At 55.5% G+C, this 13,665-nt stretch carries 7 protein-coding genes; 5 read left to right on the top strand and 2 right to left on the bottom strand.

Translation table 11 applies throughout. From position 1 onward, the window contains the following. Positions 1-406: 406 nt before the first annotated feature. A complete protein-coding gene (gene drmD, locus BINDI_RS06675; RefSeq protein ID WP_202805345.1) occupies positions 407-3,076 on the bottom strand; it encodes a DISARM system SNF2-like helicase DrmD in 2,670 nt (889 codons plus the stop codon). Then, a complete protein-coding gene (locus BINDI_RS06670) occupies positions 3,027-4,316 on the bottom strand; it encodes a DNA cytosine methyltransferase (RefSeq protein WP_033491104.1) in 1,290 nt (429 codons plus the stop codon). Before BINDI_RS06670 ends, drmD begins: the two co-directional genes overlap by 50 nt. Positions 4,317-5,355: 1,039 nt before the next feature. Here BINDI_RS06670 and BINDI_RS06660 point away from each other — a divergent pair. The 5 genes from BINDI_RS06660 (at position 5,356) to BINDI_RS06640 (ending at position 13,471) form a co-directional block, all read left to right on the top strand. After that, positions 5,356-6,096, top strand: coding sequence for an ABC transporter ATP-binding protein (locus BINDI_RS06660; protein ID WP_033491106.1), 741 nt, complete (start codon positions 5,356-5,358; stop codon positions 6,094-6,096). A gap of 119 nt (positions 6,097-6,215) precedes the next feature. Continuing rightward, a complete protein-coding gene (locus BINDI_RS06655; RefSeq protein WP_158332607.1) occupies positions 6,216-8,117 on the top strand; it encodes an ABC transporter permease in 1,902 nt (633 codons plus the stop codon). Positions 8,118-8,317: 200 nt separating this feature from the next. Further along, on the top strand, positions 8,318-11,428 hold the full coding sequence (locus tag BINDI_RS06650; RefSeq protein WP_033491108.1) for a cation-translocating P-type ATPase: 3,111 nt from the start codon (positions 8,318-8,320) through the stop codon (positions 11,426-11,428). A 219-nt stretch (positions 11,429-11,647) separates the two neighbouring features. After that, positions 11,648-11,962 carry an ArsR/SmtB family transcription factor gene (locus BINDI_RS06645; protein WP_033491109.1) on the top strand — a complete coding sequence of 105 codons (315 nt, stop codon included), beginning with the start codon at positions 11,648-11,650 and terminating at the stop codon, positions 11,960-11,962. 144 nt (positions 11,963-12,106) lie between these two features. Continuing rightward, on the top strand, positions 12,107-13,471 hold the full coding sequence (locus BINDI_RS06640; RefSeq protein ID WP_033491111.1) for an MFS transporter: 1,365 nt from the start codon (positions 12,107-12,109) through the stop codon (positions 13,469-13,471). Positions 13,472-13,665 lie beyond the last annotated feature (194 nt).

Genomic DNA, 13,665 nt, shown 5'->3' with positions numbered 1-13,665 from the left:
CCAACTGACCACATCTGGCTCTTCCTTGAGGATGATGGAGAACAATCTCCCCGTATCACTGTCGAATGCGCTTGCTGGGTAATATGAACTTCATGGTCGGTGGGAAGCTCATGCCTTATGTCGCTCTTTTTTGAGAACGGTCCGTTCATAATGAAGGGGACGGTAATCTCTTCTGGGCGTACAAGTAGGTTCTTTGTTTATGTTCTTGCCAGTTCGTTGCATCGAATTTCCCCCTGTGGCCATTCTCTTTACGGGTTTCTTCTGACCAGTGCCAGCCCTACTTTGGTGGCTTCATTATTTTATCACTAGTTACAACAATGGCATAGCAAGGATATAGTTACGGATTAGAAGAAGAACTGCCGACCTAGGTCAGTTCGAATTTTCCTTTTCTTGCGCAGCTGTTCTTCTAAAATTTCAGTACTATTTTGATCAGAAGCATAGGATTGTCAGTTTCAAGGTTTTTATTGAATTCCGCGATTTCCCGCTCCCCCTCGGTTCTGAACCGGTTGTTTCGTTCGGGGAACGACGCCTGGAACACTTCGAGCTCCTTCTCCTTCTGTGCTGTCTTTTTCCGGAGATCCATCTTTTCGTAGAAACTGCTCGAGGTGCGTTCTTCGTTATGGAGAGCTTCGACTTCTGCAAGCATTTCCTGTCGCTGCGCCTCGATCTGCTCGCTCTGGATGCGAATCCAGTTTTCGATTTTGCGTCTGTTGTATTCCCGTACAGGCTCTGTCTGTTTTTCGAGCCTGTCCAGCATCTCAGATCCGAGGTTTATGTTTATCTCCTGGAACAGCGTGCTTTCCTCGGCGGTTGGTTTGAAATAGCGGATGGCGGAATCATCAATTTTCTCCAGTTCCGGCACGAGATCGTCTTCATCAAAATCGATGTATCTTCCTTCGTGGTCGCACAGGAGCAACGCAGGGAAGAGTAAGTCTACGTTATTGTACATAGCGCCTAGGAACAGGTAGCCATGGGCGCCGACGGTTTGTTCGCCCCAATCGTCGACCTCCCAATACTGAAGGTCGTTGACCGGGTCCATTGATGGAACCTTGTCCCAGTATGTGACTTCCTGAAGATAACGGTCGATATTCTCTTTCGTTCTTTCGAGCGCCTGCTTCTTTGCCCCGCTGCTTTCCGTAATTAGGATGTCGCGTAGTTTGCGCACGTTCTTGTAGCCTTTTGCGTTCAGCTTCCTGTCAAGCTTATCGAACTCTCTCTCGAATTCATCTGGTGTGTTGCAATTCTGGTAGATGTCCAACACCATTTTTTCAAAGCTCGTGCCAGATTCCAATACTCCGAGCGCAATGTCAGAGGCGCCGAACACTCCCTCGAACAGTTCGAACTTTTTTGACAGTATTTCATAGACGCGCTTGTCCGCCTCGTTCTGTGTGTTTAGAAGGTTAATGGCGACCACGTCGTTCTGTTGTCCGTAGCGGTGACATCGTCCGATTCGTTGCTCGATCTTCATCGGATTCCAAGGCAGGTCGTAGTTGATGACCATATTACAGAACTGCAAATTCAGACCTTCTGATCCGGCGTCGGTGCTAATCAGTATCTTCGCATTCTCTTTGAAATAGTCAACGATGGCGTGCTTATATTCGACATTTCTCCCATAGTCCGTGTTCCCTGGGTTCTTCACCTGCCATGCCCGGTAGATTCCCTTTGTCATGGTGTCGTCGAAGTCGCCGTTGAACTGGAGTATGTCCTCCTCGCTATACCCGGATTTGCGAAGCTCAGCAGCAATGTAATTCTGCGTCCGCTTTGACTCCGTGAATACGACAGCCTTCTGAGCTATGCCATTATTCTTCTGATGCGAGAATCCGTTCTCAAGCGCCTGCTTCAGAGCGACGACCTTGGAATTTGTCTTTACGCGCATCGCCGCATCGATGATCGCATTGACCTCATCCAGCTCATCCTGGATGCATGTCTTCTGTGCGGCGGTGTCCGCATCTTCGATTTCTTCAAAGCCGGATTCGTCGATTTCGTCTTCGACAAAGCTCCAGAAGAGATTGAAGCCTTCCTGCGCATCAGCCGATCTCGTGCCCTCATGCAGCTTTTCGAGCCGCTTCTTCAGTACTTCGAGTGTTTCGACCAGGGCGAAGCTGGATGAAGCCATGAGTTTCCGGATAACCAGGATGACCAGGCCGCGGTTGGAAGTCGGTATGGAATACAGGTTATCCCTCTTGAGGAACTGATTTACTCGTTTATAAAGCTCGATTTCGTCCTGTGACAGTTCGAAATCCGCAGTCTTACAAATTCTCTTCGCAAAATGCATATAGTCTGCAGTGTCTTTTCGGAGAGTTCTATACAGCACCGGCGTGAGTTCACGCTTGAGGTCGTCGTAATTCTCGTCTTTCATGTACAGATGCCGAAACATCTGCTCTGAACCGAAGATTCTCGGATCGATAAAAGAGACCAGCCCGTACAGATCCATGAGTGAGTTCTGCAACGGTGTTGCAGTAAGGAGAATTTTTGGAATCCCTCCCGACAGCTCATGTAGTCTCTTTGCACGTTTCGTGCCATTCAGGTTGCGTAGATTGTGTGCCTCATCGATAATGAGGAAATCCCATTTCACGTCGGGGAACCGCTTCATCAGCTTTGACGAGTAGTCGTAAGAGGTAATCACAATCAGGAACGATTCGTCAGTAAGTTTCTTGTACCAGCCCTCCGCGTCATGTTCTACCGTAAGTCTGTCAAGAATCACGGACTTCAGATTGAATTTGTCATCAAGTTCCAACTCCCACTGCTTGCGGAGCGAAGCGGGGAGTGCTATCAACACCTTTTTCGCTCCGGATTTCCGCATGTAGCTCAGAACGAGTCCCGCCTCGATTGTCTTCCCGAGCCCGACCTCGTCGGCAAGCACTATGCCACCTGTCTTTATCGCGTCGACGGCAGTGCAGAACGCGTTGATCTGGTGAGGTTTCGGATCAAGATGGGACTCGCTTGCAAATAGAAAATGGAAAGGAGATTTCTTCAGTTCTTCGCACTTGAACCAGCGGTACTGTCTGAGGAGTCGGTTTCTGTTTTCACTGCTTTCCATCTGCGTCCTCCCCATGAAGTTGTGCAAGAATGCCATCTGCGATGCCTCTTGCCATCAGAGGAGGCACGGCATTGCCAATCTGCACGAACTGCGATGTGCGTGACCCTTCGAAGTAGTAACTGTCTGGAAACGACTGTATGCGTGCCGCTTCCCGCACAGTGATGGACCTATGCTGATTAATATCCGGGTGGATAAAGTAGTGTCCGTCCTTGGAGAGGTGCGCCAGTATCGTGTGGCAGAAGTGTTCGTCTCCCTCGACGATTTTGAAACGGTCGATGAAGGAATGCCGGTTTTTGTGCGTCTTCAATTCTTCGGGCAGATCGTTGTAGTTGAGACGCTTATGCCCGTCGCCCCACAGCGCTATAACTTTCTCGTATATCTTTATGTCCCGCTCTATGTTCGGTCGGCAGTTCTGCAGGGTCAAGACATCATCTTTCGTCCGGATGCCGGTCTCGGTCACGTATCTGCTCGGCTTTTCCTTCGAATAGGTGTTATTGCTTTCGCCAGGAAGGAGTTTTGGAAGGTCTGTGAATAGGTCGTTTACCACGGCATCCGACTTTTTCTCCACAAAGTCCGGGTACGCCAGGTCGCTGTTCTTGAGCCATCCGACGATGATAATTCTCCGTCTGCTCTGAAGCACGCCGAAGTTTTGCGCGTTCTGCTCCCGGCATTCAATTTCGTATCCCACGTTCTTGAGGCACATCTGCAGGTCCTTCCAGATGGTGCCGCCCTGGGCTGACTCGATGCCAGTTACATTCTCGAATGCGAACATACGCGGCTGGTATTTCTCGAGGAATCGTGCGTATAACTTATACAAGTAGTTGCGCGGGTCGTCTTTCATCGGAGTCTCCATATGGCTGCTCTGTGCTCTGCCGACGAATGAGTAAGCTTGGCATGGTGGACCGCCAACAATCACGTCTATCTTTCCGAAGCCGCGCATCTTCATGATATCGTCGATGGTCTTGAAGACGGACGGAAGTGTTTCGTCCGACAGCGTCTCGTTGATGACCGTCTTTGTAATGGTTGTAGGGAGCCGCTTTATAAACTCATCCCGGACGATTTTCCCGGACAGGTACTCTTTGTAAAGAGTGAGATCACCCGTGTTCTTCAGATAGTGGTATGCACTGCGGGTTTCGAGCGTCTCTGCGGCGTGCTTATTCATCTCGACATGCGCAACAGGCCTGAAGCCTGCCTGAAGGAAGCCCTCGGACAGCCCCCCGGCTCCTGCGAAGAGGTCTATGAAATTGTAGCTGCTTCGATTATCCGCCTGTGGCATACATCTTCCTCGCATTCTTTATTTCATGTAATACGGTATGGCAGGGCTGGCATGTTCAACCGGCGTTACCGATCACGTCCTCTTGGATCTCGCCTGCCTCGCAAGGTTCTTCCTCATCGGGGATGGCTTCTCCTGTGTCGTCCTGCTCAACGTCCGGAGCAGCGAGTCAGTTATGACACCCATCCTTGCTGAGTTTGGCGAGGGATGGTGGGCCAATCCCCGTGTCACTCCGTAAAATTGTGCGCTTCGAGTTCCTGTCTATCGGCAACTTCCACGGTTTTTGCAGCTCATTCTCTTTTTCATTGGTTTTCCCCCTTGTTCCATAACCCACCGTACAGCTCCGGATTGTCTCCGGAAAGTTATGGCGCCGTTTGCTTAACAGTATCCTGCGTGTCCCCTCGCGGTAAGTGTCCTGCTTGCCGAAGGAGATGAGCAGCTGCTTCTCTATTCCTGAGTATATCTTCATGACATCGTTGGTGTCTCACCGCTTATGTTCTTTGGGATCATGGAATTGTGTGCAATAGTCGTGAGCGCCGTCAAATTGAGAGGACGCGAGGCCGTAAAGCGTCTTGCTTCTGTAACTCGTTCCTGTTTCCGTATAGCTAGGCATTCCGAATGCGTGACAGCCAAGTTGCTGAATACGGCCCTAGGGTGTCACAGGCGTCTGTGCATAAAGAGTCGTTCAGCTACTTCATCTTCACGCTACGTTCCGTTCTATATCCATAAGGATGCTTGCTGCCCCGGATTCTTTTGGGCATATCGCCAGATTCAGAAGCGTCGAATACGACTTCGCTCTGCGGTTCAAGGTCGGTTCTTTCAACGGAGTAATGAGGGGAATCGCTATTAGAGCTCACCTCGGGTCCTCCCCAGAGAGCGGTCAACCGTTTTGTTTGCGGCACATGTCGTGCACTATCCCCAATGGCCCGCCTTCCCCCTTGGTTGGCGGTTTACTTTACCTTTGCCTTAATTTCTCTTATCTCTATAATATAGAAGATAGTCCAATCGACAATGGCGTATCGAAAAGACAGGATATCTGTATATGGATGAAACTCCGCTGACCCTCGATAGTGTTTCTTTTCACTATGCCTCGGGCGGTCTTGGCATTAACGATGTGTCTCTGGCCTGCGGGACCGGTTCGTGGACGGCTTTGATGGGTCCATCAGGGGCAGGCAAATCAACTTTTCTTTACTGCGCTTCCGGCCTGTTGCCGATAGAAAGTGGAGTGGTTTCAATTGCTGGCAGGAATCTGTCCGGCATGCGTGAATCCGATCTGACGCGGATGCGGCGGGACCATATCGGATTCGTGTTCCAGGACTACAACCTGGTTGATGCCTTTACCTGCTTGCAGAATGTCATGTTGACAGCACTGTTTGGTGGCCCGTCCATTAAGAAGGAGAATGCTCTTCGAGCCTTATCGCTGGTAGGGCTGGGTGATTTTGCTGACTCGTATCCCGCAGACATTTCGGGTGGGCAGCGTCAGCGTGTGGCAATTGCCCGGGCTTTGGCTTCACAGCCGGACATTATTTTTGCTGACGAACCTACTGGAGCCCTGGACAGTCGAAGCGCCTCATTGGTCCTCGACTCTTTCGAGGCCGTGGTGGAACAAGGGCGTACCGTCCTGATGGTTACGCATGACCCTAACGTGGCGGCCAGGGCCCACCGTGTCGTCTTTTTAAAAGACGGCCACGTGGATTCTATCTGCGAGGGGTACGATGCCGAGCGTCTGGCCATGCACTTGGCTGATATGGCATCCACAACGGCCGGAAGGCAAGTGCAATGAAGCGACATGGTCCCAACGGTCCGGCTCATCAAGCCTCCTCGCACCTCTCGTCGAAGAGGGTCTCACTCGCAGCGCTTGTCTGGTCTCTGGTCAAGGCTCATAGCGCCTCGTATATCGTCATGTCCGTGACAGTGTGCGTGACCTCTCTTCTGTTCTGTTCGACCTTGCAGGTTTACATGGCTGGCAGAATGCAGGACGGCATCGGGAAAATGGGATCCATGCATACCTTGCGCCGTCTCATGGCAGAAACGCCATATCGGAATGTCGTTATGATATCCACGGTGTCTGTGCTGTGCATAGGATTGATTTCCATCTTCCTCGTTCTTGCCTCAGTCTCCTTCCTGGTGCAGGACCGTAGGCGAGAGTTCGGAATGATGCGGCTTAATGGAGCCAGTCGGACAAGAATCATGGTGATGGAGCTGTGTGAATTCGCCTTGCCTTTGGCCCTTGCGAACATCGTAGGTTCCTTGCTCGGGTCTGTCCTGGCTGTTCCTATGGGAAGGGCGTTTTCGGGCCCTTCGGAGTTTCCTGGTTCGGGAGTGAGCTTTGATTTGAGGATCCGTCCGTCAGTTACTGTTCTGTCCTTTGCTTTCATGATGGTCGTCTGTCTGCTGGGAGTGTGGCTGGCAATACGAAAGTTGAATAAAGTGCCACCGCTGGGGCTGATGGCGCAAGAGTCTGTCAAGGGCGCCAAAAAGATGGGCAAGCTCCGAATTGCCATTTCCTGCCTTCTGGTTCTGCTTTCCTTGTTCGTCGGTTTCGCTCCGATCTCCTTGCCTCTTGATATGCGCTGTATGCTGCTGGTCATCTTGGTAATCTGCACTGTTTATGCAGCTTCCCCTCTTCTTGTGGCTGGTTCGGTTTCGCTGCTCGGTTTGATTCCGGAAAAGCTGGCCAGTGGGCCGGGGATTTTGGCTCGTCAGCGGGCCAGAAGGGAGACGGCCGGTTCTACGGCAGTCGCCTTGCCTGTCATGATGGTTTTGACGATTGTGATTTCTTTCCTGGCGGTCTTCCAGGCCGGTTCCATAGGAGGAAACATGTTAAACCTGCAGCCGCTTAAAGCGGATGTGATCGTAAGCTCTGACACCGAAGAAAGCTTCGACGAGCTGTCATCGACCATACGGGACCTGGGTGATGAAGTCCGTGGAGCCGATATCTATACAACCCAAACCTGGGCCGTGGAGAATCCCTCAGGAACATTCCAGGTGGCCTGGCAGAACGGTACGGATGGGCTGGTCGGAGACGGTGCGAGGAGGGCTACCGCCCCCGAGGCGGTCGAAGGAAGCCTGTCTGACCTGGGCCCCGGAAAAATTGCCGTGTCGAACCAAAACACCGATTACCGGCTGGGTGACAAGGTTACCTTGATTGATCGCAGTGATAAACGTTATCAATTGACCGTGGCTGCCATCGTCAGGCCGCCCGAGGGTACGCCCCCTCTGCCTATGGACTTCCTGTCCTCAGCTGACGGACTACCTCATGCCGGCGAGGAGGAGCAGGTCTTAGCGCTTATCTCCGCGTCCTCGCCATCGGCAATCAGTGATATAACCAAAGCAATTCGTGGTGCCGGAATCAAGGGAATGTCGGTGGAAACCCGATCTGCTTTTATAGATCGGTTCTTACAGCGTGGCGTCTCAGGTCAGCACGCGCTGTCCGTTATGATTGTCGGCGGTACAGCACTCGCAATCATCTTCCTGCTTCAGTCGATAGCCATAGCCCTCTCCGAGCGGCAGGGGCAAAATCGGAGACTCTATCAAATTGGGGTATCACGGCAGTCCATCGTTTGGTCGGCTGTCCTGGAGACAGGCGTGAACATACTTGCCGGTGCCTTAATCGCTGTGGTTGCTATATGCGTGGTTGTGGCGGCGGTAGCCTTGGCCTTTAGCGGTATAGGCCTGTCTGTTGCTTATACGCCAATTCCTCTAGGGCCGTTCTGCCTGGTCGGATTCCTGCTGCTGGTCATCGGCGTCGCCGCGACTCTCATGGTCTCATATGGCACCTTGAAGTCCGTTGGATCAAATTAGTGGAGTACAAGAGCATGCTCCGATTGCTTGACTAGCCGCACTCCTCGGAGCGGCAGCCTTGACGGTTTTGACAGAGCCTGTGTATATTGTGATATCTACTTGGTAAACAACCACGCAGCGTTTTGGTCTGGCCGTTTTTTGATTTCCTTCAATGGGCCCCTGAGGCGTTGACTACTCCGTGGCATAAGCAGGAGAGTGGCATGACTGGGTTGACCAGCGGCTCCAAGCAAGAACAATCAACTGATACCGGGATGGCTCCGACTGCAGGGCAGGACTCTGAGCTGAGGCGCACCGCGAATGACACCATTCTCAAGGATCCCTCCACGGCGGATGCCGAACAGGTGGCCCTTGCGCTGAATGTGGATCCTGACCGGGGCCTGGACGAGGCTGAGGCGGCACGTCGGTTGGAGGCGTTCGGCCCAAATGAACTGGCTGGGGCGCCTCCTGTACCCGCATGGAGGAAGTTCCTTCAGCAGTTCAAGGATCCCCTGGTCTACCTGCTGCTGGTGGCCACGGCCATTTCGCTGGTGGCCTGGATGGTGGAGCGTTCTCATCCGGCGGCCGGTGGGGGCGAGCCCCTCCCGTTTGACGCCATCGTCATCATGATCATCCTCATCCTCAACGCCGCCCTGGGATACGCCCAGGAAGCCAAGGCCGAACGGGCGGTGGATGCCCTGGCGAGCATGACGGCTCCGCGTGCCTCGGTGTTGCGCGACGGTCAGGTGGTCAGCCTGGAGACCAGCAGGATTGTGCCCGGTGATGTCGTGGTCCTATCCGAGGGAGACTCGGTCGGTGCTGACGGGAGACTGTTCCAGGCCGCGGGACTGCGCGTGGCCGAGGCATCGCTGACCGGCGAGTCACTGCCGGTGGGCAAGAGGCCCGGTCGGCTTGACCGGCCCAAGGCTTTGGGCGACAGGGCCAACATGGTCTTCAACGGCACCGCAGTGACCCAGGGCACAGGTCGCATGATTGTCACCTCCACCGGCATGGACACCCAGGTCGGAAGGATTGCCGGCATGTTGGCCGATACCCAGGAGGAGCCCACGCCCCTCCAAAAGGAGATGGCAAGGGTCTCCAAGCTCCTTGGACTGGCCGTCTGCCTGATTGCCGTCCTGGTTCTGGCCGCCCTGGCCCTGATGGAGGGCTTCCAGACGACTCAGGACCTGATTGACTCCCTGCTCATGGCCGTTTCCCTGGCCGTGGCCGCCGTACCCGAGGGGTTGACGGCCATCCTGACCGTGGTCCTTGCCCTGGGTGTGCAGCGCATGGCCAAGCACCATGCCATCGTCAAGAAGCTCAGCTCGGTTGAGACGCTCGGGTCGGCATCGGTCATCTGCTCCGACAAGACGGGGACGCTGACCCGCAATGAAATGACCGTTGAGCGGGTGGTTGTCCCCTCGGGGCAGGTCCGGCTCACCGGTACCGGGTACACCCCGGAGGGAGCCATGCAGCCGGTCGCGTCCGCAGGGGCCGACGATCAGCTGACCGATCCCATCGATTCATCCCTGGCTGCGGAGGTTGAAGAGACCCTGATGGTCGGAGCCGTCGCCAACGACGGAGACCTTCACTGGCAGGGGGGCGATGTCGAGTCGGATTCCGATGCCCAGTCCGGTTCCGACCAGGGGCACTGGCAGATAGTCGGCGACCCCACGGAGGTTTCGCTGATTGTCGCCGCCCGCAAGGTGGGAGCCGATTCCAGAGCTGATGGCTATCGTCGTCTTGCCGAGATTCCCTTTACGTCCGAACGCAAGCTCATGTCGGTTCTGGCTGCTTCGAGAACCGGTGACGAGGGGAAGACGCGTCTCTTCTGCAAGGGCGCTCCCGATGTGCTGCTTGATCGATGCGACAGGATTCTTGAAGGCGGTCAGGTCAGGACCATGACCAGTGCCGATCGGGAGGGGATACTTGCCCAGGTAAGCAACCTCTCGGCGGATGCCTACAGGACCCTGGGGCAGGCCTTCCGGCCTGTGTCCGGCCAGGAGCTGTCATCATTGGCCGAAACCGACGCAGGGGAGGGGCCGTCAGCGGCGGTCGGAACAGACCAACAGTCTCAGTATGCCGCGGCGGTCACCTTGTCCGCTGACACGGTGATTCAGGAAAGCGCCCATCTGGAGAACAACTTGATCTGGACGGGCATGGTCGGGATCATCGACCCGCCCCGCACCGAGGTCCGCCAGGCGGTGGACCAGGCCCACAAGGCCGGAGTCAGAACAATCATGATTACCGGCGACCATCCGCTCACAGCAGCCAGAATCGCAGGGGACCTGGGTATCATCCAACCCGGGCAGCCCGCCTGCACCGGCGAGCAACTGGATGCCATGGATGCTGACCAGCTGCGGGAGACCACCTCCAAGGTCTCCGTCTACGCTCGCGTGGCCCCTGAGCACAAGCTGAAGATTGTCGAGTCCCTTCAGGACCAGGGCAAGGTCGTGGCCATGACCGGCGACGGTGTCAATGACGCCCCTGCCGTCAAGGCTGCCGACATTGGCGTAGCCATGGGCATCACCGGGACCGAGGTCACCAAGGAATCGGCCAAGATGATTCTGGCGGATGATAATTTCGCCACCATCGTTCAGGCTGTACGAGAAGGCCGGGGCATATTCGACAACATCCGCAAGTTCCTGCGCTACCTCCTCAGTTCCAATATGGGTGAGGTCTTCACGGTCTTTGGCGGTGTGGTCTTCGCCGGCCTTCTGGGTATATCCCAGCCTGGTACGGCGGGTGTGACCGTGCCTCTCCTGGCCACCCAGCTGCTCTGGATCAACCTCCTGACCGACGCGGCGCCCGCACTGGCCATGGGTGTGGATCCCCAGACCGACGATCTGATGGACCGCCCGCCCCGATCCGTCAGCGACAGGGTGATCGATCGGGATATGTGGTTCGACATCGTCTATATAGGCCTGGTCATGGCTGCGGTCACCCTGATCGGCATGGACATGCACCTGAGCGGCGGCCTCTTCACCGACAGGTCTGTCCAGATGATTGGTCACGAGGCGCAGATCAGGGAGGCGCGGACCATGGGCTTCACTATCCTGGTCTTCGCCCAGCTGTTCAACGCCTTGGCCTCGCGTTCGTCCCGGAAGTCGGCCTTCCATGGGCTCTTCAGCAACCTCTGGCTCTGGGGTGCCATAGGGATCTCGATCCTGCTTCAGCTTCTGGTTATCTATGTGCCCTTCCTGGGCGAGGCCTTCGGCACCGTTCCCCTCCAGCCCCAGGCCTGGCTTGAGTGCATCGCTCTGGCCTCCCTCGTGCTGGTGGCCTCGGAGCTGCGCAAACTGGTCACCTGGGTGTTCAGGCGGATTCGAGCGTAACCCCCCCCTTCAGGAGGGGTGCCGAAGAGGTTGTGCGGGCCTGGACGCGTAGTGCTTTGGAGACCCGGATTGCGACCCGGGGATAAACCGGTGCTGAGCCGCCGAGCCTGGCTCTCGGAGTGTTTGCAGTATTATCTCCCCGGGGTCCAGGCTCGGGTGTTTTGATTGGGACTCATCGGCAATCCTCATGGAGGGGAGCGCGGTCGCTACAATACTTGTATGAGTATTGAAACGACGGGTGATGGGTCCTCTCTTGCAACAGAAGATGATGAGGCACGGGTCAGGGTGCTCAAGGCACTCGCCGATCCGACCCGCCTGCAGATTGTGCGCTACCTCAAAAGGGTGTGCAGAGGTGTGACCTGCGGGGAGATCGCGCAAATGGTGCAGATGAGTCCCTCGGCTGGCTCGTATCATTTCAGGACCCTGCGTGAGGCTGGTCTTACGGTGGACGAGCGGCGTTCGCGCGAGAAGTATGTCTCCCTTAACGAGGAGACCTTCCGCCGGTACGCCCCCGGATTCCTTGCGGCCCTGTAAGGCTGTTCTCCTGATGCGGGAATCGGTCCACCGGCTCTTCCGATTCGGTGTCCGGGTGCTTGTTGAGAGTGGTCGATGTCGTGCTACTATTTAATAGTTCATGAACTATTAAATAGTTAAAAGTCGCAGAAAGTCAACTCTCCTATGCGTAAACACAAGCCGACCAGTTCATTTTGGATTCTGGGTCTCACCTCCTTGGGCTTCTTCATGTCGATGATGGACTCGATGATTGTCACCACCGCCTCCACTGCCATTCGTCATGACTTCGGTATTTCAATCACCTCACTGCAGTGGGCGCTCAATGCCTACAATGTGACAATCGCTGCGGTCCTCCTGGTCGGTGCGGCCCTGGGGAACCGATTCGGGCACCGCACTGTGTATATGGCTGGCATGGCTGTATTCGTCCTGGGATCCCTCATGGCCGCCCTTTCAGGCTCCATTGCCGTGCTCATTGCCGCCCGTGTGGTGCAGGGTGTGGGCGCCTCCGTGCTGACGCCCATGTCGATGACCATTCTGGCCTCAGGAACACCACCTGAGCGCAGGGGCAAGGCGCTGGGCATTTACTCTGGAATCGGCGGTCTGGGCTTGATCGTCGGTCCGGCCCTGGGCGGTCTTATCGTCTCCCAGTTGACCTGGCAGTGGATTTTCTGGATTAACATCCCGATCGGTCTGGCCGGTATCTGGCTGAGCCACAAGTACCTGCCCGAAGATACGCCAGGAAACGGGCGCATCAACCTGGTGGATGCAGTGCTGGTCATTATCGCTTCCGTGGCTCTGATACTTGGGCTGTCCGACAAGAGCTGGAGCCGCTTCTCTATAGTGCTCGGCTTGGCCGGTGTTGCCTTGTGGGCTGTGCTCATGCTGCGCCAACGCGGCCAGTCGAATCCTATGATTCCCTTGAGCTTCTTCCGATCCCCCTCCTTTGATGGAGGTAACCTCGCCACCTTCCTTCTGTACGCTTCCATGTACGGGGTGGTTTTCTTCCTGCCTCAGCAGCTACAGGTGGTGGGTGGTGCGAAAGCCCTGGTCGCCGGTCTCGAGCTTCTTCCCTGGACGGGAACCCTGGTTGTCGTCGCACCCCTGGCCGGGAAGTGGGTGGACAGGTTCGGCGAACGGATGGTTGCCGCACTCGGGTTGTTCCTGCAGGGCCTGGGATATTTCTGGATTGGTCTGACGACCGGTGGCGAGTTCACCTATGCGGCCCTGGTTCTGCCCCTGATCATCTCCGGTGCCGGCTTGTCGATGGCCGGCCCCGCCTTGCAGAAGGCGGTGCTGGGAGCGGTGCCGTCTGCTGATAGCGGCAAAGCGTCCGGTATCTATAACATGTCTCGTCTTCTCGGTGGAGCGGTGGGCGTTGCTGTTTCAGTGCTTGTCTTTTATGCCAGGGGCAGCGCCTCTTCGCCGGCTGCCTTCACCTCCGGTTTCAAAGCCGCCATGTTGACTGCTGCCGTGCTCTCCTTGCTGGGATTGCCGGCCGCTGCCGCCATAGGTAGATCTGAAAGCAAGTAGATCCGCTGTTTGGTGTGGGTTATGGCTGCCAGGTGGTCGGCTATTCATTTTGTTCTGCATATCGGTTTACAATCGGTAACCATCCGCATTGGTTGTGTCCGATGATGCGATGATATTAATGAGACCCGGGAGCATCGACCAGTTGGGGATGGTCATTGATGCTCCCGGGCCTTTCCCCGGTGCTGTCGAGTCGG

It is taken from the genome of Bifidobacterium [indicum] DSM 20214 = LMG 11587, assembly GCF_000706765.1.
GTDB lineage: Bacteria > Actinomycetota > Actinomycetes > Actinomycetales > Bifidobacteriaceae > Bombiscardovia > Bombiscardovia coryneformis.
The sequence above is the reverse complement of the archived record's forward strand: the minus strand, read 5'-3'. Positions and strand labels throughout refer to the sequence as shown.

Bases quoted from the DNA above. Each gene is read 5' to 3' on its own strand.
- drmD (WP_202805345.1), bottom strand. From the start codon at position 3,076: ATGGCATTCTTGCACAACTTCATGGGGAGGACGCAGATGGAAAGCAGT.
- BINDI_RS06670 (WP_033491104.1), bottom strand. From the start codon at position 4,316: ATGCCACAGGCGGATAATCGAAGCAGCTACAATTTCATAGACCTCTTC.
- BINDI_RS06660 (WP_033491106.1), top strand. From the start codon at position 5,356: ATGGATGAAACTCCGCTGACCCTCGATAGTGTTTCTTTTCACTATGCC.
- BINDI_RS06655 (WP_158332607.1), top strand. From the start codon at position 6,216: ATGTCCGTGACAGTGTGCGTGACCTCTCTTCTGTTCTGTTCGACCTTG.
- BINDI_RS06650 (WP_033491108.1), top strand. From the start codon at position 8,318: ATGACTGGGTTGACCAGCGGCTCCAAGCAAGAACAATCAACTGATACC.
- BINDI_RS06645 (WP_033491109.1), top strand. From the start codon at position 11,648: ATGAGTATTGAAACGACGGGTGATGGGTCCTCTCTTGCAACAGAAGAT.
- BINDI_RS06640 (WP_033491111.1), top strand. From the start codon at position 12,107: ATGCGTAAACACAAGCCGACCAGTTCATTTTGGATTCTGGGTCTCACC.